This is a genomic window from Nocardioides sp. FY1077 (assembly GCF_058681775.1).
Genome location: NZ_JBZWDB010000001.1, coordinates 812,350 through 834,002 on the forward strand (window position 1 = coordinate 812,350; position 21,653 = coordinate 834,002).

Consider the following 21,653-nt stretch of genomic DNA (forward strand, 5'->3'; position numbering starts at 1 on the left):
GCACCGGCGCGGGTCTCGCCGGCACCACGGGCCACCGCGAGGCCATGCTCGCCAAGATCGACGCGCTGCACGTCGAGCACGCCAAGGCGGTGGCCGGGGGCGGGGAGAAGTACGCCGCGCGCCACCACGCCCGCGGCAAGCTGCTGCCGCGCGAGCGCATCGAGCTGCTCGTCGACGAGGGCTCGGCCTTCCTCGAGCTCAGCCCCCTGGCCGGCTGGGGCTCCGACTTCGCCGTCGGCGCCTCCCTGGTCACCGGCATCGGCGTCGTCGAGGGCGTGGAGTGCCTGATCACCGCCAACGACCCCACGGTCAAGGGCGGCGCCAGCAACCCGTGGACGCTGAAGAAGGCGTTCCGCGCGGCGCAGGTGGCCGAGGAGAACGGGCTGCCCACGATCGCGCTGGTCGAGTCGGGCGGGGCCGACCTGCCCACGCAGAAGGAGATCTTCATCCCCGGCGGGCGGATGTTCCGCGACCTCACCCGCGCCAGCGCCCGCAAGCAGCCCACGATCGCGCTGGTGTTCGGCAACTCCACCGCCGGTGGCGCCTACGTGCCGGGGATGAGCGACCACGTGGTGATGGTCAAGGAGCAGGCCAAGGTGTTCCTCGGCGGCCCGCCCCTGGTGAGGATGGCCACCGGCGAGGAGTCCGACGACGAGTCGCTGGGCGGCGCCGAGATGCACGCCCGCACCTCGGGCCTGGCCGACCACCTCGCCGAGGACGAGCACGACGCCCTGCGCATCGGGCGTCGCATCGTGGCCCGGCTCAACTGGCGCAAGGCGGTCGCCGCGCCCGACCCCGCGTCGTACGCCGAGCCCGACCTCGACCCCGACGGGCTGCTCGACCTGGTGCCGAGCGACCTGAAGGAGCCGTTCGACCCCCGCGAGGTGGTCGCCCGCGTCTGCGACGGGGCCAGCGCCGCCAACGCGGTGGCCTTCGACGAGTTCAAGCCGCTCTACGGCACCTCGCTGGTCACCGGCTGGGCCCGGCTCCACGGCCGCCCGATCGGCGTCGTCGCCAACGCCCAGGGCGTGCTGTTCAGCGAGGAGGCGCAGAAGGCCGCGCAGTTCGTGCAGCTGGCCAACCAGACCGACACGCCGCTGCTGTTCCTGCACAACACCACCGGCTACATGGTCGGCAAGGAGTACGAGCAGGGCGGCATCATCAAGCACGGCGCGATGATGATCAACGCCATCTCCAACTCCACCGTGCCGCACCTGACGGTGATCCTCGGCGCCTCCTACGGCGCCGGCAACTACGGCATGAACGGGCGCGCCTACGACCCGCGCTTCCTGTTCACCTGGCCCTCGGCGAAGTCGGCGGTGATGGGCCCGGCGCAGCTGGCCGGGGTGATGGAGATCGTGGCGCGCCAGTCGGCCGAGGCCAAGGGCGGCGACTTCGACGTCGAGGGCTTCGCCCCGGTCAAGCAGCTGGTGGAGAGCCAGATCGAGGAGCAGTCGCTGCCGTACTTCCTCTCCGGGATGGTCTACGACGACGGCGTCATCGACCCCCGCGACACCCGCACCGTGCTCGGCATCTGCCTGTCCGTGATCGAGAACCGGCCCTGGACCGGCGCCGCCGGCTACGGCGTCTTCCGGATGTGATCAAGCGAGCAGCGGGCCGCGAGGAACGAGCGGGCCGCGTGGGCGAGACGAGGTCGAGCGAGGCCCGCGACCGAGGAACGAGGTCGCGACGGCCGCGTCGAGACCACCCGACCCGGGATTCCGGACGGCCGCCCCAACCGGCGCAGTTGCGCTACCTGAGCACCCCACCCACGGGACAACCCGCCCAACCGGCGCGATCCCCCTCACGAGCACCGACGGAGACCCGAGCATGACCATCACCCGCCTCCTCGTCGCCAACCGCGCGGAGATCGCGACCCGCGTGTTCCGCACCTGCCGTCGCCTCGGCATCGCCACGGTGGCGGTGCACTCCGACGCCGACGCGACCCTGCCCTACGTCACCGAGGCCGACGTCGCGGTGCGGCTGCCGGGCACGTCGCCGGCCGACACCTACCTGCGCGTCGACCTGCTGCTCGAGGCGGCACGGGCCACCGGCGCCGACGCGGTGCACCCCGGCTACGGGTTCTTGTCGGAGAGCGCCGACTTCGCGCGCGCCGTCCTCGACGCGGGGCTGACCTGGGTGGGCCCCGACCCGGCGTCGATCGAGCAGATGGGCTCGAAGATCCGGGCGAAGGAGCTGATGGCGGCCGCCGGCGTCCCGGTGCTGACCAACCACGCGGTGGAGACCGCCACCGAGGCCGACCTGCCGCTGCTGGTGAAGGCGTCGGCGGGCGGCGGGGGCCGCGGGATGCGCGTCGTGCGCCACCTGGCCGACCTGCCCGGCGAGGTCGAGCGGGCGCGCGAGGAGGCCGCGTCGGCGTTCGGCGACGGCACCGTGTTCGTGGAGGCCTACGTGGAGCGCGGCCGCCACGTGGAGGTGCAGGTCGTCGGTCACCGCGAGGGCGTGCTGGTGCTGGGCGAGCGCGACTGCTCGGTGCAGCGCCGCCACCAGAAGGTGGTGGAGGAGTCGCCCGCGCCGGGCCTGCCCGACGTGGTGCGGGCGCGGCTGCACGAGGCGGCCCGGGCGGCGGCCGCGGCCATCGACTACCGCGGCGCCGGCACCGTGGAGTTCCTCTACGACCCCGACACGTCGCGGTTCTTCTTCCTGGAGATGAACACCCGCCTGCAGGTGGAGCACCCCGTCACCGAGCTGGTGCACGGCGTCGACCTGGTCGACCTGCAGCTGGCCGTCGCGGAGGGCGGGGTGCCCGACCCCCGCGCGATCGGCGAGACCTACGGCCACGCCCTCGAGGTCCGCCTCTACGCCGAGGACCCGGCCGACCACCAGCCCCAGAGCGGCGCGCTGACGCTGCTCGACGTGCCCGGCGTCGACGCGACGTTCGACCTGCTCAACCGTCCCGGGGTGCGTCTCGACGCGGGGTTCGCCACCGGCAGCGAGGTGTCGACCCACTACGACGCGATGCTGGCCAAGGTGGTCGCCTGGGCGCCCACCCGCGACCAGGCCGCCCGTCGCCTCGCCGACACCCTCGCCCGCACCCGGGTGCACGGGGTGCTCACCAACCGCGACCAGCTCGTGCAGGTGCTCCGCTCGCCGGCGTTCCTCGCCGGCGAGGTGAGCACGGCGTTCCTCGCCGACCACCCCTTCCAGCCCCGCGCCGCCGACCCCGACGCCCCGGTGGCCGCCGCCCTGGCGCTCGCCCAGCGCGCCCGGGCGAGCCGCACCGTGCAGCACCGCGCACCGCTGGCCTGGCGCAACGTGGCCAGCCAGCCGCAGCGCACCGAGCTGCTCCACGACGGCGAGCCGGTGGTCGTCGCGTGGTGGGGCGGGCGGGGACTGCCCACCGTCGAGGGGTGCACGGTCGTCGCCGTCGGCGCCGACGCGGTGACCCTGGAGCGCGACGGCGTGCGCACGACGTACGCCGTGGCCGTCACCGGCGCGCTCGGTCGTGAGGTCGCCGACGTCGACTCGCCCCGCGGCCACGCGCGCCTCGAGCGGGTGCCCCGGTTCGTCGACCCCGCCGACCAGGTGGCCGGGGGCTCGCTGCTGGCGCCGATGCCCGGCACGGTCGTCAGCGTCTCGGTGGAGGCGGGCCAGCAGGTCACCGCGGGCCAGCCCGTGCTGGTGCTCGAGGCCATGAAGATGCAGCACACCGTGAGCGCGCCGACCGACGGCGTGCTCACCCGGATCGACGTACGACCCGGTGCGCAGGTCGCCGCCGGCGAGGTGCTGGCCGTGGTCGAGGCCACCGACGGAGAAGAGGGAGCATGACGACGTTCACCGAGACCGAGGAGCGCCAGGAGCTGCGCACGCAGGTGGCGCGGCTCGCGGCGAAGTACGGCCGGGAGTACTTCACCGAGAAGGCCCGCAGCGGTGGCAAGACCACCGAGCTGTGGCTGGAGATCGGCCGCAACGGCTACCTCGGCATCAACATCCCCGAGGAGTACGGCGGCGGCGGGGGCGGCATCGGCGACATCGCGGCGGTCTGCGAGGAGCTCGCCGCGCAGGGCTGCCCGCTGCTGCTGATGGTCGTCAGCCCCGCGATCTGCGGCACGATCATCGCCCGCTACGGCACCGAGACCCAGAAGCAGCGCTGGCTGCCGGGCCTGTGCGACGGCACCGGCACGATGGCCTTCGCGATCACCGAGCCCGACGCCGGCACCAACACCCACAACATCACCACCACCGCGCGCCGAGACGGCGACGGCTGGGTGCTGACCGGCCAGAAGATCTGGATCTCCGGGGTCGACGAGGCCGAGAACGTCCTGGTCGTGGCCCGCACCGAGGACGCCCGGACAGGTCGGCTCAAGCCGTGCCTGTTCGTGGTGCCGACCGACGCCGACGGCTTCGAGGCCCGCGCCATCCCGATGGAGATCGTGTCGCCGGAGAAGCAGTTCCAGGTGTTCATCGACGACGTGCGGCTGCCGGCCGACGCGCTGGTGGGCGACGAGAACGGCGGGCTCGTGCAGCTGTTCGCGGGGCTCAACCCCGAGCGCATCATGGCCGCCGCGTTCTCCCTCGGCCTGGCCCGGCACGCGCTGGAGAAGGCCACGCAGTACGCCAAGGAGCGTGTCGTCTTCGACGTGCCGATCGGCGCCCACCAGGCCATCGCCCACCCGCTGGCGCAGAGCCACATCGAGATCGAGCTGGCCCGGCTGATGAACCAGAAGGCCGCCGCCCTGCTCGACGCCGGTGACGAGCAGGCGGCCGGCGAGGCCGCCAACATCGCCAAGTACGCCGCCGCCGAGGCCGCCTGCGACGCCGTCGACCGCGCGGTGCAGACCCACGGCGGCAACGGCGCCAGCCAGGAGTACGGCATGGCCGGCCTGCTGGTCGCCACCCGCGTCGGCCGCATCGCCCCCGTGAGCCGCGAGATGATCCTGAACTACGTCTCGATGCACTCCCTCGGCCTGCCCAAGTCGTACTGACCGCCCCTCGCCCCCCTCGCCCCCCTCGCCCCGAGCCGGCACAACGCTTGTAACGCGCCGTTGCCCCTTCTGCCACCCCGTCACGACGGGGCAGCAGAGGGAACAACAGCGCGTTACAGCGGACGTCACAGCGGGCGGGGGCCGGTGCCGGGGCGGGGCGGGGCGGCCGCGGCGGCCCGCCTAGGGTCGAGGCGTGGCAGGGGTGTTCTCGGGGTTCGCGACGATCGGCGTGCTCATCGCCCTCGGGATCCTGCTGGCCCACCTGCGCGTCGTCGACCTCGCGGGGCAGCGCACGCTCGCGACGCTGGCGTTCTACGTCGCCAGCCCCGCGCTGCTGGTCACCGTGCTGGAGGACAGCGACCTCGCGGAGGTCTTCTCCGCCACGCTGGTGGCCAGCGCCTGTGCGGTCGTCGTCACGGTGGCGGCGTACCTGGCGCTGCGCCGCCTGCGCGGCCCGTTCGACCTCGGCACGGCGGTGATCGGGTCGATGACGGCGGCGTACGTCAACGCCGGCAACCTGGGGGTGCCGATCGCGGCGTACGTGCTCGGCGACGTGGCGCTGGTCGCGCCGATCCTCCTGATGCAGATGCTGGTGCTGCAGCCCCTCGCGCTGACGCTGATGGACGTCGCGGTCAGCCAGACCCGGCTCGGCGTGGGGCGGGTGCTGGCCCGCCCGCTGACCAACCCCCTCACCATCGCCTCGGCGATCGGGGTGGCGCTGGCGCTGAGCGGGGTGCGGCTGCCCGACGTCGTGCACGACCCCCTCGAGCTGGTCGGCGGGATGGCGGTGCCGGCCATGCTGATCGGGTACGGCGTCGCACTGCGGCTCGGCCCGCTGCCGGGACGCGGCGTCCCCGCCACCGAGCTGGTGCTGCCGGTGGCCGTCAAGCTGGTGCTGCAGCCGGTCACGGCGTACGTCGTGGGCCGCTTCGTGCTCGGCCTCGACACCGACGCGCTGCTCGCGGTGACGGTGCTCTCGGCGCTGCCCACGGCGCAGAACGTGTTCGTCATCGCCACCCGCTACGCCCGCGCCGAGCTGCTCGCGCGCGACGCGATCTTCGTGAGCACCCTCGCGTCGGTGCCCGCGGTGGTCATCATCACCGCGCTCATCGCATAGCGTCGACGTCATGACCCGGGTCGTGCAACGTGCTGACAGGGTGCAGCGACGCGTCCCGCCGCTCGGGGTGCCGCTGGCGATCCTCTACAAGTACTTCGACGACCAGGGCAGCTACCTCGCCGCGATCATCACCTTCTACGCCTTCGTCGCGATCTTCCCGCTGCTGCTGCTGGCCTCCTCGATCCTCGGGTTCCTGCTGCAGGGGAACCCCGAGCTGCAGGGGCAGGTGCTGAGCTCGGCGCTGAGCCAGTTCCCCATCATCGGCGACCAGCTGGGTCGCCCCGAGGGCCTCCAGGGCTCGACGACCGCGGTGGTCGTGGGTGGCGCCGCCGCCCTCTACGGCTCGCTCGGCCTGGGCCAGGCCCTGCAGAACGCGATGAACATCGCCTGGTCGGTGCCGCGCAACAGCCGGCCCAACCCGGTGCTGCTGCGGCTGAAGAGCCTGGTGCTGCTGATCACCGCCGGCCTCGCGGTGCTCGCGGTGTCGGTGATCTCGGCCCTCGGCTCCCAGACCGACGTGTTCGGCCCGCGCCTCGACGGCACCGTGACCTGGCTGATCCGGGTGGCCACGGTGCTGGCGGTCGGGCTGGTGCTGACGTTCGTGTTCCGCCTGGCCGCCGCACGCCGCCACGGCCTGCGCGCCGCCCTGCCCGGCGCGATGGCGCTGGCGCTGATGTGGCAGCTGCTGCAGGTGCTCGGCACGGTCTACGCCACCCGGGTGCTCGCCGAGACCACCGCGATGAACGCCACCTTCGGGTTGGTGCTCGGCCTGATCGGCATCATCTACATCGCCTCGGTGATGGGCGTGCTGGCGATGGAGGTCAACGTCGTGCTGACCCGCCGGCTGTGGCCGCGCGCACTGCTCACCCCGTTCACCGACAACGTCGAGCTCACCGACGCCGATCGTCGCGCGTACGCCGGCTACGCCCGCGCCCAGCGCCACAAGGGCTTCGAGCACGTGGAGGTGTCGTTCGCCGACCCCGACACCGGCGCGATCACCCTGCCGGCCCCCGAGCCCGGCCGCGAGCGGCGCCGCGACGACCGGGAGCCCCGCCCGCCCCGGGCCGACCCCGACCCCGCCGACCCCGACCCCGCCGGTCCCGACCCCGCCGGACCTGCACCCGCCGGACCTGCGGCGGCGACGCCCACGGGCGGGGCCACCGCGGCCGGCCCTGTCGAGCGCTGACGCGTCGCGACCACGCCGCTCGCGCGTCGCGCGCGGTTCACCGGCCGGTCGGCGACCCCCGGCAGCCTGCCGCCCATGCGTCCCACCGCCCCGACCCTCGTCGTCGTGTCCTGCCTCACCGCCGCCACCGCGCTGCTGGCCACCGCCACGCCCGCCCCGGCCGACGGCCGGACCGCGGAGCCGACCAGCGCCGCCGCGCGCGCCGCTGCGACGTCCACCGCCGCCGCGCCCGCGTCGTACGACGTGCTGCGCGCGCGGGCGGAGACCCCGTCGGCCTTCGACGACGCCGCCGGCGGTGACGCCGACGCCGACGACCCCGCGATCTGGGTGCACCCGACCCGGCCGGGGCGCAGCGTGGTGCTCGGCACGCTGAAGAACGGCGGCCTCGACGTCTACGACCTCGACGGGCGCCGCCTGCAGCACGTCGACGTGCCGCAGGCCCCGGGCGAGGGCCTCGAGGAGGGCCGGTTCAACAACGTCGACGTCGTGTCCGACTCGGCGTGGGGCGCCCTCGCGGTGGTCACCGACCGCGGCCGCGACCGGCTGCGCGCCTACCGCATCGCCCCCCGCGGCGCCGCCGCCGGCCGCGAGGTGCTGCGCGACGTCACCGACCCCGCCGCCGCCCCGCTGTTCAGCGCCGACGAGGCCGAGGTGGAGCAGCAGGCCACCGGCTACGGCCTCGCGCTGCGGCCCGTCGGCTCGACGACGTACGCCGTGGTGAGCCGTCGCCACACCTCGACCCTCGGCATGGTGCGCCTGGTCGGGGAGCAGCGCGTGGGCTACCGGCGCACGGCGCTGCTCGAGCTGCCCGACACCTTCACCCTCTCCGACGGCACCACCTGGTCGCCGTGCGGCGAGCCCGGTGAGGGCCCGCAGGTGGAGGGGATGGTCGTCGACGCCGACCGCGACGTGCTCTACGCCGCCCAGGAGGACGTCGGCGTGTGGCGCATCCCGCTGGAGGGCGACGGCTTCGGCGAGCCGCGCCTGCTCGACCGGGTGCGCGAGTTCGGCCGGGAGGCGACCTACGACCCGGAGACCGAGGAGTGCACCGTCTCCACGACCCGTCACCCCGACAGCGGGCGCCACCTCTCCGCCGACGCCGAGGGGCTCACCCTCGTCGAGCGCGGCGGTCGGGCGACCCGGCTGGTGGCCGCTAGCCAGGGCAACGACACGTTCGCGGTCTACGGCCTGCGCGGCGGGTTCGAGCGCGGCTTCGTCGTGCGGGGCGGCTCGGCCACCGACGGCGTGCAGCACAGCGACGGCGCGGCGCTCACCACGACCCCGCTGGGCGGGCGCTACCCCCACGGCCTCCTCGTCGTGCACGACGGGGAGAACCGCCCCGTCACCCTCGCCGAGGGCGAGCAGCGCCCCGACACCGACTTCAAGCTCGTCGCCTGGCCGCGTCGCTCCTGACCACCGCCTCGCGGGTTCCGTGGACAGGAGCCGCGCCGGCGCGCCAGGATGCTCCGCGTGAGCAGGCTCGGTCTCGTCGTCGGCGTCCTCGGCTTCGTGCTGTGGGTCTACTGCCTCGTCAGCGTCATCACCACCCCGGCCGACCGGGTGCGCCACCTGCCCAAGGTGGCCTGGGTCGTGCTGGTGCTGCTGTTTCCCCTGGTGGGTTCGGTCGCCTGGCTCGCGGTGGGTCGCGAGCGCGTCGCGCGGCCGCTCACCCGCGGCCAGGGCGGCGCCCCGGGGTTCCCGGAGTACGAGCGGCCCGGCCGGATGGCCCCTGCCGACCCCGCGAAGGACGAGGAGTTCCTGCGCCAGGTGCGCGCCCGCGCCGAGGAGCAGCGCCGCCGCCACGATCAGGCCCGCCGTGAGCAGGCCGCCCGTGAGGAGGCCGACCGCCAGAGGCGGGCGGGCGACGCCCACGCGGCGGAGGACGGCTCGCCCGGCGACTCCGGGGCCGACCCCCTCACCTGACGCCGGCGTCGGTCGGCCGCGACCCGTCGCGGGGGGCCGTCAGGACCAGCTGTGGCCCTGGGAGTCCTGGTGGGGATCCTGGGCCGGCACGAGCTGGTCGACCAGTGCGGCCAGGCGACGCTCGTTGCGCGCCCTCAGCCGCACCGAGGCGTACGCCGTCAGGGCGAGCACGAGGGTGACCACACCCAGGAACACCAGCACGCCGACCGGCGCGTCGCCGCGGACGGCGGAGACCACGACCACCACGGCCAGGACGACGCCGAAGACGACAGGGCCCGCCCAGGACAGCCACACCATCCACCTGCTCTCGGCGAGGAAGCGCCGCCGGCGGGTGAGCTCACGGGCCCACGCCTCGCGGTCGGCCTCGGGCGGCACCGTGCCGGTGCGCATCGCCTGACGCAGCAGCTTCGTCTGCCCCGAGCCGCCGAGCCGGCGGCCGGCGAGGCGCTGGCCGACCACGAGCAGCACGACGGTGACCAGGGCCATCACGCCGAGGTACGTCCAGCGGCTGCCCCGGTCGTCGATCTGGTCGGGCACGATCCGCAGCGCGACCCAGAAGGCCACCGCGGCGACCACGCCGACGGTCCAGCGCACGGCCGCCGGCAGGTCGTGCCAGCGCCGCCGCCAGGTGCCCTCGCGGTACGGCGTGGTGGTGCGCGCCATCAGCGGCGTCTCGGGGGTGCGGGGAAGAACATGGGGACCCTCTCGGCGTACTCGGGGAAACCGTCGCGGCGCATCATCTTCTCCTCCAGCAGCCGGGCGCCGGTGACGTTCCGCAGGAACCACGTCATCACCACCGGGCAGGCCAGCGTCAGCAGGCCGGGCAGCCAGCCGGAGGCGAGGCCTGCGCTCAGCCACAGGCCCCACCAGACCAGCGCGTCGCCGAAGTAGTTGGGGTGGCGCGTCCAGGCCCATAGCCCGCGGTCCATCACCGGCGGGCGGGTCCCGCGCGGCAGGGCGCGGTACGCCGCGAGCTGGCGGTCGCCGACGGCCTCGAAGACCGAGCCGACCGCCCACACCGCGACGCCGACCCACACCACCGGCCACCACTGCACCGTGAGCACGGCACCCACCTGCACCGGCAGGGAGACGAACCACTGCGCGGCGCCCTGCACGGCGAAGACGCGGCGCACCACCGTGCGCATCCCGACCTCGGCCAGGCTGCCGCCGAGCATCTCGGTGTAGCGGGGGTCGTCGGCGCCGCCGTGGTCGCCCAGCGCGCGGCGGCGCACGTGCCAGGCGAGCCGAGCGCCCCACAGCGCCACCAGCACCAGCACCAGCCAGCGCCGTCCGTCACCGCCGTCGCCGTACGCCGAGGCGAGCCCGGCCGCGACCGCGGCCACCGCCACGAAGCCGAGGCCCCACGCCACGTCGACCACCGCCACGACACCGAGCCGCCGCGCCCGGAGCGCGGTCAGGGTCATCACGACGGCGACCGTCGCCAGGCAGGCGGCCAGCACGAGCGGCAGCAGGATCAGCGGGTCCACCGGGGTCACCGCCTCAGAGGTCGCGGACCCAGGGCAGCGTGTGGGGGCCGCCCGGGCGCACCATCAGGACCTGGTCGACGCCCATCCGGCCGTCGCGGAACGCCATCGCGCCGCCGACGAGGTAGAGCCGCCAGACCCGCACGACCTCCTCGCCCACCAGCTCGGTGAGCCGCTCGACGTTGGCCTCGAAGCGGGCCAGCCAGCCGGCGACGGTCAGCACGTAGTGCTCGCGCATCGCGTGCACGTCGCGCACCTCGAGCCCACCGCGCTCGAGGAACGCGACGGTCTCCCCGACGGGGCGCATGTACATGTCGGGGGCGATGAACGACTCGATGAACGGACCGCCGCCGGGCCACCGGCCGGTGCGCGACATCTGCTGCACCAGCACCCGCCCGCCGGGGCGCACGGAGTCGTGCAGCACGGAGGCGTAGGTGGGGTAGTTCGACTGGCCGACGTGCTCGCCCATCTCGATCGACGACACGGCGTCGTACTCCTCGCCGGCCGGCGGGACGGCGTCGCGGTAGTCCTGGAGCCGGATCTCGACGCGGTCCTGCAGGCCGCGCTCGGCGATGCGGGCGTCGATGAACCGCTTCTGCTCGGCCGCGATCGTCACGCCCACCACCCGGGCGCCGAAGTGCTCGGCGGCGTGCAGCGACAGCGAGCCCCAGCCGCAGCCGACGTCGAGCAGCCGCATGCCGGGCTCGAGGCCGAGCTTGCGGCACACCAGCGACAGCTTGGCCGCCTGCGCCTCCTCGAGCGGCTGCTCAGGCGAGGAGTGGTAGCCCGAGGAGTAGGCCATGCTCTCCTCGAGGATGAGGGAGTAGAACTCGTTCGACAGGTCGTAGTGGTGGCTGATCGAGCGGACGTCGCGCAGCTTGGAGTGCAGCCGCCCGCGGATGCGCGCCTGCGAGGCCGGGTGGGCCGGGGGCAGGCCGAGGACGCCGAGGTCCTTGGCGGTGCGCAGCGCCTGCGCCATGGCCGCCGGCGCGGGCAGCCCGCCGCCCGACAGCCCGCGCTCGCGGGCCACCGCGAAGGCGTGGGTGAGCGCGGCGTCGAGATCGCCGTGCACCTCGATCTCGCCGGTGACGTAGGCCTGGGCGGCGCCGAGCTCGCCCGGGCGCCACAGCAGCCGGCGCACCGCGTCGGGGGTGCGGATCTCGACCAGCGGCGCGTCGAGCGGGCCGGCCTCCGAGCCGTCCCAGGCGCGCAGGCGCACCGGGAGGTCGCCGCCGACGAAGGGCCGCAGCGCCTCGGCGAGGCGTCCGGCGACGCCGCCGGGCGCAGTCGTGGGGTCGGTGGGGCCGGTCGTGGTGGTGGTGGGCACGGTGTCGGTCACGCTCGCTCCTCGGGTCGGGTCAGCACGACCTGGTTGACGTCGAGGTAGCCCGAGGCGAATCCCGCCCGGGAGTACTCGAGGTAGAAGTGCCACATGCGCAGGAAGGTGTCGTCGAAGCCGAGCTCGAGCACGCCGTCGGCGTCGCCCAGGAAGGCCTCGTCCCACAGCCGCAGCGTCTCGGCGTAATGCTGCCCGAAGGACAGCCGGTCGCTCAGCCGCAGCGAGGTCTGCGCACGAGTCACCTCGTCGATGACCTCCACCGACGGCAGGAAGCCGCCGGGAAAGATGTACTTGTGGATCCAGGTCCAGGTGTTGCGGGTGGCCAGCATCCGGTCGTGCGGCATCGTGATCGCCTGGATGCCGACGCGGCCGCCGGGGGCCAGCACGCGGTCGATGGTCTGGAAGTACGTCGTCCAGAACTGGTGGCCGACCGCCTCGATCATCTCCACCGACACCACGGCGTCGAACTCGCCCGACACGGCGCGGTAGTCGCACAGCTCGACGCGCACGCGGTGCGACATGCCGGCCGCCTCGATCCGGGCGCGGGCCAGGGCCTGCTGCTCGGTCGACAGCGTGATCGTCAGGACGTCGGCGCCGCGCTGCGCCGCGCGCAGGGCCAGCTCGCCCCAGCCGGAGCCGATCTCCAGCACCCGCGTGCCCTCGGTGACGCCAGTGGCGTCGAGGAGCCGCTCGATCTTGCGCGCCTGGGCGTCGTGCAGGTCGTCGCTGGTCACCCCGAGCGGGGTGGCCGCCACGTGGTGGTCGCCGTGGTCGGCCACGGGCACGTCGAACAGCGCGGAGGAGTAGCTCATCGACGGGTCGAGGAACAGCTCGAAGAGCGCGTTCGACAGGTCGTAGTGGTGGGCGATGTTGTCGCGGGAGTTGGCCCGTGAGCTGACCTGCGCCCGCGGGGGCCGCTTGGTCACCACGGCGCGCAGGCGCTGCAGCGGTCGGGGCACCAGGTCGCCCATGCGGGCCGCCAGCACGGCCAGGAAGCCGCCGAGGTCCTCGGCGTCCCAGGCCCCCACGAGGTAGGCCTCGCCGAACCCGATCAGCTGGTCGCGCCCGAGCCGGGCGAAGAACTCCTCGGGGCGGTGCACGACCGCGACCGGTCCGCCGCGGCCGACGGTGGTGGTACCGCCGGCGTCCTCGATCACCACGGTGAGCGGCAGCCGGCCGAGCGCGGCGGTGAACAGCCGCCGGGCGACGCGGGCGCTGACCTGCGTGCGTGCGCCGGACGGGACGACGTCCAGGCCGCCCCAGCGCTCGGTGGCGGGGTGGGCGGAGCGGGCCGGCGGCTGGGGGCCGCCCTCGGGGGCCGGTCGGGTGATGGTCACCGCGGGCCTCCTTCCGGTGCTGGGTCGGTGCCTGCCCCGAGGTCTGCGGGGCCGGCGGGGGACAGGTGGCGCTGGGCGACGGGCGGCTGGACCGTCGGCTGGGCGTGCGGGGGCCGCGGCCGGATCGGCAGCCGACGCAGCCACAGCCAGGTGCCGTGGGCGCGGATCAGCAGCGAGCCCCTCAGCGCCGCCGGTGCCGCACGCAGGGCGCCGGTGGTGGAGCGCACGCCGTCGAGGGAGGCGCTGAACACGGCGCCGTCGTCGCTGTGCAGGGTGACCGCGACGTGCAGCCGGTCGCCGGGCACCGGCACGGCCAGCTCGTAGTGGCCGTCGGTGCCGTGGAACGGCGACACGTACATCGCCTTGTCGGTGCGGGCGCGGCCCTGGGCGTCGGGGTGCACGAGGTAGGCGTGCCGGTCGCCGTAGGTGTTGTGCACCTCCACGACGGTGGCGACACCGCGCCCGGCGCGGTCGAGGCACCAGAACACGGTGATCGGGTTGAAGCAGTGGCCGAGAGCACGCGGCTGCGCGGCCATCAGCACCCGACCGCCCTCGGCGGGGGTCGGCAGGGTGACGCCGGCGGTCGCCAGGAACGCCTCGAGGTTGTCGCGGATGCTGCGCGCCGGGTCGCCGAGGTGGTCCCGGGCCTCGAACGAGCCCGTGAACCACGACCGGGCGCCGTGGTCGGGGAGGTCGTCGAGGTCGACCAGCCAGGTGTGGGAGGTGTGGGTGAAGCGCCGCTCGAACGGGCGCCGGCGGGTGTGGCGCACCGTGGTGTCGTAGATCGCGGGCGTCTCCACGCGGGGAGCGGCACCCGGCTCCTCGGGCCAGGCCAGCCCCAGGCGCTCCGCGGCGGCCAGGCCGGAGCGTGCGCCGTCCTCGTGGAAGCCCCAGCCGTGGTAGGCGCCGGCGAAGGCCACCCGGTCGGTGTCGAGCTCGGGCAGGCGCTGCTGCGCGGCCACCGAGGCGGGGGTGTAGAGCGGGTGCTCGTACTCCATGCGCTCGATGACGGTGGCGGGGTCGACGAGGTGCTCGCCACCGAGGGTGACCAGGTAGTGGGTGTCGGTGTCGAGGCGCTGCAGGCGGGTGAGGTCGTAGGTCACCACGACGCCCGGGCTGTCGTCGGGGCGCGGCGCGTCGGCGGCGGGGCGCTGGAAGTTCCACGACGCCCACGCGTTGCGGGTCGTCGGCAGCAGCGAGGTGTCGGTGTGCAGCAGCGCCACGTTGGGTGCGTACGGCATCGCACCGAGCACCTCGCGCTGCGCCGGCGTCGGCTCGGCCAGCACCGCGAGCGCCTGGTGGGGATGGGTCGCCAGGACCACGGCGTCGTAGGTGTCGACGACCCCGTTGCCGTCGGTGACGGCCACCCCGGTGGCGCTCTCCTGCACGGAGGTCACCTTCGTGCCGGTGCGGACGTCGGGGAGCCCTGCGGCCACCCGGGCGACGTAGGTGCGGCTTCCGCCGGTGACGGTGCGCCACGTCGGCGAGCCGAACACCGAGAGCATGCCGTGGTGCTGCAGGAACGTGAACAGGTAGCGGGCGGGGTAGTCGAGGGCCACCTCCGGGTCGCACGACCACACCGCTGCCACCAGCGGCTCCATGAAGTGCCGGGTGAAGAACGGCGTGAAGCCGTGCTGGGCCAGGAAGTCGCGCAGCGGCTGGTCGGCGCCGGTGCCGGGCGTGGCCAGCAGGGCGCGGGCCGCGCGGTGGAAGCGCGGCACCTCGGTGAGCATCCGCAGGTACGCCGGGCGCGTCAGGTTGTCGCGGCGGGGGAAGACCCCGCGGCGGCCCAGCGCGCCGGCCCACTCCAGCCCGGTGTCGTCGTCGCGGATCGACATCGACATCTCGGAGGGCTGGGTCTCCACGCCGAGCTCGGCGAACAGCCGCAGCAGCACGGGGTAGGTGCGGCGGTTGTGCACGATGAAGCCGGTGTCGACACCGAGCGTGCGACCCGTGGCGTCGTCGACGACCAGCGAGGTGTCCGCGTGGCCGCCGAGGCGCTCGTCGGCCTCGTAGAGGGTGACGTGGGCGGAGCGCGAGGCGACGTGGGCAGCCGTCAGCCCCGCCACACCCGATCCGACCACCGCCACCCGGGCGGTGGAGGTCATGCCTCGAACTCGACCGTCCCGAGCACCGTCTCGCTCGGCTGCACCGGCTGGCTGCCGGCCTCCTCCAGCGAGATCGCCGCGCCGCTGGCGTCGGCGGCCTGGCCGCTGAAGACCGTCTCGTCGCCCTCGGAGGCCATCGGCCCCGCTGCGACGTACTGGCCGTCGCGCTGCAGCCACAGCTCGTACATGTAGCCCTCGGGCGGCGGCGGCATGTCGGAGGTGACGATGACCGCGCGGTTGAGGTCCTCGGAGCGGATGACCGTGGCCGCGGCGTCGGCGTCGACGCCCTCGGCGAGGGCCACCTGGAAGCGTTCCGCGTCGTCGGCGCGCTTGACGGCCTCGACGGCGGTGTAGTCCTGGGGCGAGTCCTGCGACGCGGTCCACACCGCGCCGCCGCCGCCGACGACGATCACGGCAGCCGCCGCGGCCACCAGGCCGCGAAACCGACGGCGCTCGCGCCGGTCGGACAGGGAGGTCACCTCCGCCACCACGGGGGGCAGCGGTCGCACCGTGGTGATGCCGGTGAGCACCCGGTCGCGCAGGTGGGCCGGTGGGGCGATCGCGATGGCCTCGGCCATCAGGGAGGCGGCCTCGGCCAGCCCCTGGACCTCGTCGCGGCACTCGGCGCAGGTGTCGAGGTGACGCTCGAACTCCGCGCGCTCGTCGTCGTCGAGGGCGTCGATCGCGTATGCCCCGGAGAGCGCATGGCTGTCGCTCATGACCCACCCACTCCCATCGTGTCGCGCAGCCGGATCAATCCGTCTCGGATGCGGGTCTTGGCGGTGCCGACCGGGAGGTCGAGCAGTCCTGCAACTTCTGTGTGCGTGTAGCCACCGAAGTACGCCAGCTCCACGGCCTCGCGCTGGACGGCCGTCAGGCTGCTCAGCGCGCCGCGGACCCGACGTGCCTCGAGCGAGGCGTGTGCGGCCTCGGCGGTCGAGTCGTGGTCGACCGGTTGGTTCTGGTGGTGGTACTTCTCGTCGCGCCGGCTGGAGGCCTCCGCCGAGCGGACCCGGTCGACGGCCTTGCGGTGCGTGATCGTGAGCAGCCAGCTGAGCGGACTGCCCCGGTCGGGGTCGAAGCGGGTGGCGGTGCGCCAGATCTCCAGGAAGGCCTCCTGGAGGACCTCCTCGGCCTGGGCCGGGTCACGCACCACCCGGACCGCGAGCCCGAAGACCCGCGACGAGGTGGCGTCGTACAGACGCGCGAACGCAGCCTCGTCTCCTCGGCCGGACTGCTTGAGCAGCTCGGCGAGGTCGGGTGCGGCGTGGGCCGCCGGGGCCCCCCTCTGCAGGGGGGCCCCGGCGGCTGCTGGCCTGGCTTCGTCCACGTCAGTCATTCTCTCGTGCCGGTGGGACCGGTGCTGGTCCGGTCCGGCCAGCGGGTCGTGCCAACTGCTAGGTGGTGCAGGGTACTGCCGGGTCGTGCTCGGTGGTGCTGGTTCGTGCTGGTTCGCGCTGGGCGGTGCTGGGTGCTCCGGCTCAGGCGGCCGGGGGCATCAGGACCTCACCGATGACGTACACGGTGGCGTTGGCGGTGGGCACGTTGCCGCACAGCACGTCGACGCCGTTGACGGTCATGCCCTCGGTGTCGCCCATGACGTTCACGGTGCCGCCCTGGACCGACTTCTGCTTGCCCACGACGGCCTCGGGGTCGAGGTTCTCGGGGAGCACGTGGTAGGTCAGGATCGTCGAGAGGAGCTCCTTGTCGGCCAGCACGGCCTTGAGGTCCTTCGGCGGGATCGCGGCGAACGCGTCGTTGGTGGGCGCGAAGACGGTGGCCGCCTCCAGGTCGTTCAGGGTGCCGACCAGGTCGGCCGCGGTGACGGCGTCGACGAGGGTCGAGAGCAGCGGGTTGTTGCTCGCGGCGGTGGCGACCGGGTCCTGGACCATGCCGTCGAAGGAGCCCGGGCCGGAGGTGGGGACAGCCGCGCAGGCGTCACCGAAGGTCTGGGCGCCGGCCTCGGAGGCGGGAGCCTCGGAGGTCTCCTCCTCGGCGGGAGCCGAGGACTCCTCGGAGGGGGTGGACTCCTCGGAGGGCGCAGCGCTCTCGGCGGCGTCGGCGCCGGTGGAGGCTGCCTCCTCCGCCTCGTCGCCACAGGCGACGAGCGAGAGGGACAGGGCGAGGGTGGCGACAGCGGCGGCGCTGTTGCGGCGGAACGTGGTGTTCTTCATGGGGAATCTTGCCTTCCGTCTGAGTGACTGGACGGGGGTAGTTCGGCACCGGGGGGGAGGCGGATTGGTCGGTGTGGGAGGAATTCCCGTTCCTGGCCCAGAAGGGTGGCTTTCCGGCCGGTCCGGGTGTAGCGGCCCCCGCCGCCGCAGGCGGCACGTCGTCGCTCGGCTCTCGGTGGCCGCTCTCCTCCTCGCCCCGCTGGACCGGGCTCCGCTGTGTCGCCTCTCGGTCCTGGGTGGGGCGGGCGGGGCGTCATGCGTTTCGTGGGGTCGCATCCACGGTCCGTATGACATCCGGCCCCGCCCTGTGCCGCGCAGCTCGAGGGGGGCGCGGCGTCGAGCGTCATGCGTTCTGTGGGGTCGCATCCACGGTCCGTATGACGTCCGGCCCCGTCCGGTGTCGCCGCCGGGGGGCTGAGCACCGTGAGGTGCACGCAGCTGCAGGACGCAGCACGGCCCCGTGCGCGCCGTGGGGCGCGGACGGGGCCGAGTGGGCCGCTGGTGCGGCTCGTGCTGCGGGCGGTGCCGGGTCAGGCGACGCTGACGATGAGCGAGTGGATGCCGCTGGCGCCGTTCGGGAAGGGCTGGGCGGACGCCGGCGTCTGCACGTTGCCCTCGCCGTCGACGCACCGCGCGGCGATGGTGTGCTGGCCGGTGTCGCGGGCGTCCCACTTGTAGAACCACTGACGCCAGTAGTCGTTGTTCACGTCGGGGCCGAGCTCGGCCTCCTGCCAGCCGCTGCCGTCGATCTGCACCTCGACCTTGGCGACGCCGCCCTTCTGCTGGGCCCAGGCCACGCCGCCGATGATGTTCTGTCCGGCGTCGAGCTGGTCGAGGGCGTTGGGGGTGTCGATGCGGGTGGAGATCTTGATCGGGGCGTCGGTGGCCCACTCGCGGTCGGTCCAGTAGGCCGTCTGCTCGTCGTACGTCGTCAGCGTGAGGCGGGTGATCCACTTGCAGGCGCCGACGAAGCCGTAGAGGCCCGGGGTGATCATCCGCGCCGGGAAGCCGTGCTCACGGGGGAGCGGCTCGCCGTTCATGCCGATCGCGATCATCGTGTCGCGCCCGTCGACGGCGAGCTCGAGCGGCGTGGAGATCGTCATGCCGTCGTAGTCGGTGGCCAGGAGCTGGTCGGCCCCGGTGCCCTCGATGCCGGCGCGCTCGAGCAGGTCGGTGACCCGCACGCCCAGCCAGGTGGCGGCGCCGACGAACTCGCCGCCGACCGAGTTGGAGACGCAGGTCATGGTGATGTCGCGCTCGATCAGGTCCATCTCGAGCAGGTCGTCGAAGGTGAACGTGACCTCCTCGTCGACGTCGCCGTCGATGGTCAGCGTCCAATCGTCGGCCGACAGGATCGGGGTGTCGAGGCGGGTGTCGACGCGGTAGAAGTCGTCGTTGGGGGTGCGCAGCGGCGAGATGCCGGGGTACTGCTCGGAGAGGTCGGTCGGCAGCGCCTGCACCGGGTCGGCCGCGGTCGGCAGCTCGACGTCCTCGGGGCGGGTGCGCACGCTGGTGATCAGGCGCCCGGCGCCGGCGAGGGCGGCCGCGGCGAGGGCGAGCACGCCGGTCGCGATCAGCACGCCGCGCCGCGAGGGGCTGCGCACGTCGTCGCCGGCGCCGTGGGCGGCGTGGGCGGAGCCCGAGCCGGGCTCGGTCGGGCGGGCGGCCTTGGCCTCGGCGCGGGTGGCGGTGCGGTGGAGCAGGTACAGCGCGGCGACACCGGTCGCGGCGGCCACCAGGCTCGGCACGACGTCGGACAGCTTGGCGCCGGTGCTGGTGAGCGCGGCGAACGCCGCCACGGCCACGAGCACGACCAGGAGGGCCGCGCCGAGGAGGAAGCGCTTGCGCGCCAGCAGCCCGGCCACCGCGGAGAGCAGCAGCACCACGACCAGCACCGAGCCGATCAGGATGGGCTTGTCGGCGGTGCCGAAGGTGCGGATCGCCCACTCCTTGACCGGCGTGGGCGTGGCGTCGATGACCCGGGAGCCCACCGCCAGCACGGGAGAGGCGGAGGGAGTGGTCAGCGCGGCCAGGAAGTGGCCCGCGGCCATGCCCACCAGCGTCGCGAGGACGCCGAACAGGGCCCACATGGCGGCGGGGCCGACCCGGGTGCGCGGTGAGGAGGTCATGGCAGGTGTTCGGAGCCGCGGGCGTCCCGGATTCCCGAACCGGTGTCCGTCCCGGGTGACCCGGGTCCCACCGGGGCCGGTCAGGGGGCCGGTCAGGGGGCCGGTCAGGGGGCCGGTCAGGGGGCCGGCCGAGGTGGGGGAGCGGCTCAGCGACCGGGCTCGGGCACCGGCCCGAAGTCGCGGTTGCACGCCGCGGGCCCGGCGCAGCGCGACAGCAGGCGGGTACGGCGCTCGAGCTCGGCGCGCACGGCGGCGTACCGCGGCGACTGCGCCACCGACTCGACCTGGAACGGGTCGCGCTCGCGGTCGTAGAGCTCCTCGAAGCCGTCGTCGAAGCGGGCGTAGGTGTAGCGCGCCGTGCGGATGCCGCGGTAGAACCAGCCGCGCGGGCCGGTCTCGGACTTGTAGGCACCGGCCTGGATGAGCACGCCGCCCTTGTGAGGGTCCTCACCGCGCTCGCCGTGCCACAGGTCGAGCATCGAGACGCCGTCGAGGGTCAGGTCGGCGCGGGCGCCGGCGATGTCGAGGAACGTCGGCACCAGGTCGACCAGCGTCATCGGCCGGTCGGTGCGCGAGCCGGCCTCGACGCCCGGACCGCGCACCAGCATCGGCGTGCGGAGGTTCTCCTCGTAGGGGAGGATCTTGCCCCAGAAGCGGTGCTCGCCGAGCTGGTAGCCGTTGTCGGTGACGAAGACCAGGTAGGTGTTGTCGAGCTCGTCGTCGGCGGCCAGCTGGGCCACCAGGCGGTCCACCGAGCGGTCGACCTCGTCGAGCGCGGCGGCGCGTCCGACGACCTGCTCGTAGGCCTGGCGGGCGGCCACCCGCGGCTTCGTGCGCACCAGGTGCTGCTTGTCGGAGACGTCGCGCTCGTTGAACGACGGCTTGGCCACCAGCTCGCGGGCGTAGGCGCGCGCCGCGTCGTCGGTGGTGGCGTCGCCCATCACGCGGCGCTGCAGCGTCGTGGTGGGGCCGGCCGCGGGCGCCCGCAGCGTGCACGTCTCCCCGGCCTCGCAGTCGGGGGTCTTGCGCGACGCGTGGGGGCCGAAGTGGGCGACCCACATGAAGAACGGCGCGTCGCGCTCGCTGAGCTCGTGGGCGTAGTCGACGGACTTCTGCGAGACGTAGTCGGTGAAGTAGCCCGGCTCCTGCACCGACTCGCCGTTGGCGTACTGGGTGAAGTCGACGTAGTCGGAGAACCCGTGGCTGCTGGCGTCGAAGATCGTCCAGCCGGGGTCGCGGCCGTCCTTGTCGGAGTAGCCGTTGAGGTGCTTGCCGACGAAGGCGGTGTTGTAGCCGGCGTCCTGCAGCCAGGTGGCCAGCGTGTGGCGGGTGTCCAGGCGGTCGTAGCCACCCTCGGGGGCGAAGTTGGTGTGCACGCCGTTGTTCTGGGCGTACTGGCCGGTGAGCATCTCCGCACGCGCCGGGCAGCACAGCGGGTGGGGCGTCACGGCCTGGGTGGCGGTGAGCCCGGCGTCGCCGAGCAGCCGCTCGGTGCGGGGCAGGAACTGCATCTCGTCGTAGCGCTGGTCGTCGGTGATGATCAGCACGATGTTGGGCCGCTCGTCGCCGGGGGCCGTGCGGGCGTCCACCCCCACGGGCGCGAGGCCGGCGTCGGCCAGGCGCTGCACCGAGGTGGCGGGCGTCGCGGACGGCGGCTGCGCGGCCACCACGGCGGCCGGTGTGCCCGAGCCGCGGTGCTCCACCACCTCGAGGCCCACCGCGAGCGTCGACAGCAGCAGCGTGAGCAGCAGCATCGCGCGGAACGGGGTCACAGGAGGTCCAGGATCGGTCTCGGGGCGGCGGTCGCACGGACGGGCGCGTCGTGGCTGCCCCGGCCCGGGCGACGATAGCCGAGGGCCCGGCACCCTCCCGCACCGTCGGAGCGGGGCCCCCGGGCCGGCGGCCGACGA

At 74.1% G+C, this 21,653-nt stretch carries 17 protein-coding genes; 7 read left to right on the forward strand and 10 right to left on the reverse strand.

Annotated features, from left to right (window positions below; genetic code table 11):
* The first annotated feature begins 44 nt into the window (after positions 1-44).
* The 7 genes from AC4OR8_RS03800 (at position 45) to AC4OR8_RS03830 (ending at position 9,172) form a co-directional block, all read left to right on the forward strand.
* Positions 45-1,601 carry an acyl-CoA carboxylase subunit beta gene (locus AC4OR8_RS03800; RefSeq protein WP_492164470.1) on the forward strand — a complete coding sequence of 519 codons (1,557 nt, stop codon included), beginning with the start codon at positions 45-47 and terminating at the stop codon, positions 1,599-1,601.
* A 229-nt stretch (positions 1,602-1,830) separates the two neighbouring features.
* Entirely contained in the window at positions 1,831-3,789 is a 1,959-nt protein-coding gene (locus AC4OR8_RS03805) for an acetyl/propionyl/methylcrotonyl-CoA carboxylase subunit alpha (RefSeq protein WP_492164239.1), read from the forward strand.
* The gene (locus tag AC4OR8_RS03810) at positions 3,786-4,946 is read left to right on the forward strand and encodes an acyl-CoA dehydrogenase family protein (RefSeq protein ID WP_492164240.1); all 1,161 of its coding nucleotides are present in this window, start codon (positions 3,786-3,788) and stop codon (positions 4,944-4,946) included. The genes AC4OR8_RS03805 and AC4OR8_RS03810 overlap by 4 nt, the downstream gene beginning before the upstream one ends.
* A 193-nt stretch (positions 4,947-5,139) precedes the next feature.
* Complete coding sequence (locus AC4OR8_RS03815; protein WP_492164241.1) at positions 5,140-6,063, forward strand: AEC family transporter; 924 nt, start codon at positions 5,140-5,142, stop codon at positions 6,061-6,063.
* A gap of 10 nt (positions 6,064-6,073) precedes the next feature.
* The gene (locus AC4OR8_RS03820) at positions 6,074-7,249 is read left to right on the forward strand and encodes a YihY/virulence factor BrkB family protein (RefSeq protein ID WP_492164242.1); all 1,176 of its coding nucleotides are present in this window, start codon (positions 6,074-6,076) and stop codon (positions 7,247-7,249) included.
* Positions 7,250-7,324: 75 nt separating this feature from the next.
* Complete coding sequence (locus tag AC4OR8_RS03825; protein WP_492164243.1) at positions 7,325-8,662, forward strand: phytase; 1,338 nt, start codon at positions 7,325-7,327, stop codon at positions 8,660-8,662.
* A 57-nt stretch (positions 8,663-8,719) separates the two neighbouring features.
* The gene (locus AC4OR8_RS03830) at positions 8,720-9,172 is read left to right on the forward strand and encodes a PLDc N-terminal domain-containing protein (protein ID WP_492164244.1); all 453 of its coding nucleotides are present in this window, start codon (positions 8,720-8,722) and stop codon (positions 9,170-9,172) included.
* 39 nt (positions 9,173-9,211) lie between these two features.
* On the opposite strand, the gene AC4OR8_RS03835 is transcribed toward AC4OR8_RS03830, so the two are convergent.
* The 10 genes from AC4OR8_RS03835 to AC4OR8_RS03880 form a co-directional block, all read right to left on the reverse strand.
* Positions 9,212-9,835, reverse strand: a complete 624-nt coding sequence (locus AC4OR8_RS03835) for a hypothetical protein (RefSeq protein ID WP_492164245.1) — start codon at positions 9,833-9,835, stop codon at positions 9,212-9,214.
* Positions 9,835-10,668, reverse strand: coding sequence for a DUF1295 domain-containing protein (locus tag AC4OR8_RS03840; protein ID WP_492164246.1), 834 nt, complete (start codon positions 10,666-10,668; stop codon positions 9,835-9,837). Before AC4OR8_RS03840 ends, AC4OR8_RS03835 begins: the two co-directional genes overlap by 1 nt.
* A 4-nt stretch (positions 10,669-10,672) precedes the next feature.
* Positions 10,673-11,995 carry a class I SAM-dependent methyltransferase gene (locus tag AC4OR8_RS03845; protein ID WP_492164247.1) on the reverse strand — a complete coding sequence of 441 codons (1,323 nt, stop codon included), beginning with the start codon at positions 11,993-11,995 and terminating at the stop codon, positions 10,673-10,675.
* Positions 11,992-13,332, reverse strand: a complete 1,341-nt coding sequence (locus tag AC4OR8_RS03850) for a class I SAM-dependent methyltransferase (protein WP_492164248.1) — start codon at positions 13,330-13,332, stop codon at positions 11,992-11,994. Before AC4OR8_RS03850 ends, AC4OR8_RS03845 begins: the two co-directional genes overlap by 4 nt.
* On the reverse strand, positions 13,329-15,440 hold the full coding sequence (locus AC4OR8_RS03855) for an FAD-dependent oxidoreductase (protein ID WP_492164249.1): 2,112 nt from the start codon (positions 15,438-15,440) through the stop codon (positions 13,329-13,331). Before AC4OR8_RS03855 ends, AC4OR8_RS03850 begins: the two co-directional genes overlap by 4 nt.
* A complete protein-coding gene (locus AC4OR8_RS03860) occupies positions 15,437-16,159 on the reverse strand; it encodes an anti-sigma factor (protein ID WP_492164250.1) in 723 nt (240 codons plus the stop codon). Before AC4OR8_RS03860 ends, AC4OR8_RS03855 begins: the two co-directional genes overlap by 4 nt.
* The gene (gene sigK / locus AC4OR8_RS03865) at positions 16,156-16,770 is read right to left on the reverse strand and encodes an ECF RNA polymerase sigma factor SigK (RefSeq protein WP_492164251.1); all 615 of its coding nucleotides are present in this window, start codon (positions 16,768-16,770) and stop codon (positions 16,156-16,158) included. The genes AC4OR8_RS03860 and sigK overlap by 4 nt, the downstream gene beginning before the upstream one ends.
* Positions 16,771-16,921: 151 nt before the next feature.
* Entirely contained in the window at positions 16,922-17,614 is a 693-nt protein-coding gene (locus AC4OR8_RS03870) for a fasciclin domain-containing protein (protein WP_492164252.1), read from the reverse strand.
* Positions 17,615-18,144: 530 nt separating this feature from the next.
* Positions 18,145-19,743 (reverse strand): molybdopterin-dependent oxidoreductase, encoded by a 1,599-nt coding sequence (locus AC4OR8_RS03875; RefSeq protein ID WP_492164253.1) that lies wholly within the window; start codon positions 19,741-19,743, stop codon positions 18,145-18,147.
* Between the two features lie 146 nt (positions 19,744-19,889).
* Positions 19,890-21,515, reverse strand: coding sequence for a sulfatase family protein (locus AC4OR8_RS03880; RefSeq protein WP_492164254.1), 1,626 nt, complete (start codon positions 21,513-21,515; stop codon positions 19,890-19,892).
* Positions 21,516-21,653: the final 138 nt, after the last annotated feature.

What these genes read in the sequence shown, in the direction of transcription:
- AC4OR8_RS03800 (WP_492164470.1), top strand. Translation starts at nt 45, where the DNA reads ATGCTCGCCAAGATCGACGCGCTGCACGTCGAGCACGCCAAGGCGGTG.
- AC4OR8_RS03805 (WP_492164239.1), top strand. Translation starts at nt 1,831, where the DNA reads ATGACCATCACCCGCCTCCTCGTCGCCAACCGCGCGGAGATCGCGACC.
- AC4OR8_RS03810 (WP_492164240.1), top strand. Translation starts at nt 3,786, where the DNA reads ATGACGACGTTCACCGAGACCGAGGAGCGCCAGGAGCTGCGCACGCAG.
- AC4OR8_RS03820 (WP_492164242.1), top strand. Translation starts at nt 6,074, where the DNA reads ATGACCCGGGTCGTGCAACGTGCTGACAGGGTGCAGCGACGCGTCCCG.
- AC4OR8_RS03825 (WP_492164243.1), top strand. Translation starts at nt 7,325, where the DNA reads ATGCGTCCCACCGCCCCGACCCTCGTCGTCGTGTCCTGCCTCACCGCC.
- AC4OR8_RS03835 (WP_492164245.1), bottom strand. Translation starts at nt 9,835, where the DNA reads ATGGCGCGCACCACCACGCCGTACCGCGAGGGCACCTGGCGGCGGCGC.
- AC4OR8_RS03855 (WP_492164249.1), bottom strand. Translation starts at nt 15,440, where the DNA reads ATGACCTCCACCGCCCGGGTGGCGGTGGTCGGATCGGGTGTGGCGGGG.
- AC4OR8_RS03860 (WP_492164250.1), bottom strand. Translation starts at nt 16,159, where the DNA reads ATGAGCGACAGCCATGCGCTCTCCGGGGCATACGCGATCGACGCCCTC.
- AC4OR8_RS03870 (WP_492164252.1), bottom strand. Translation starts at nt 17,614, where the DNA reads ATGAAGAACACCACGTTCCGCCGCAACAGCGCCGCCGCTGTCGCCACC.
- AC4OR8_RS03875 (WP_492164253.1), bottom strand. Translation starts at nt 19,743, where the DNA reads ATGACCTCCTCACCGCGCACCCGGGTCGGCCCCGCCGCCATGTGGGCC.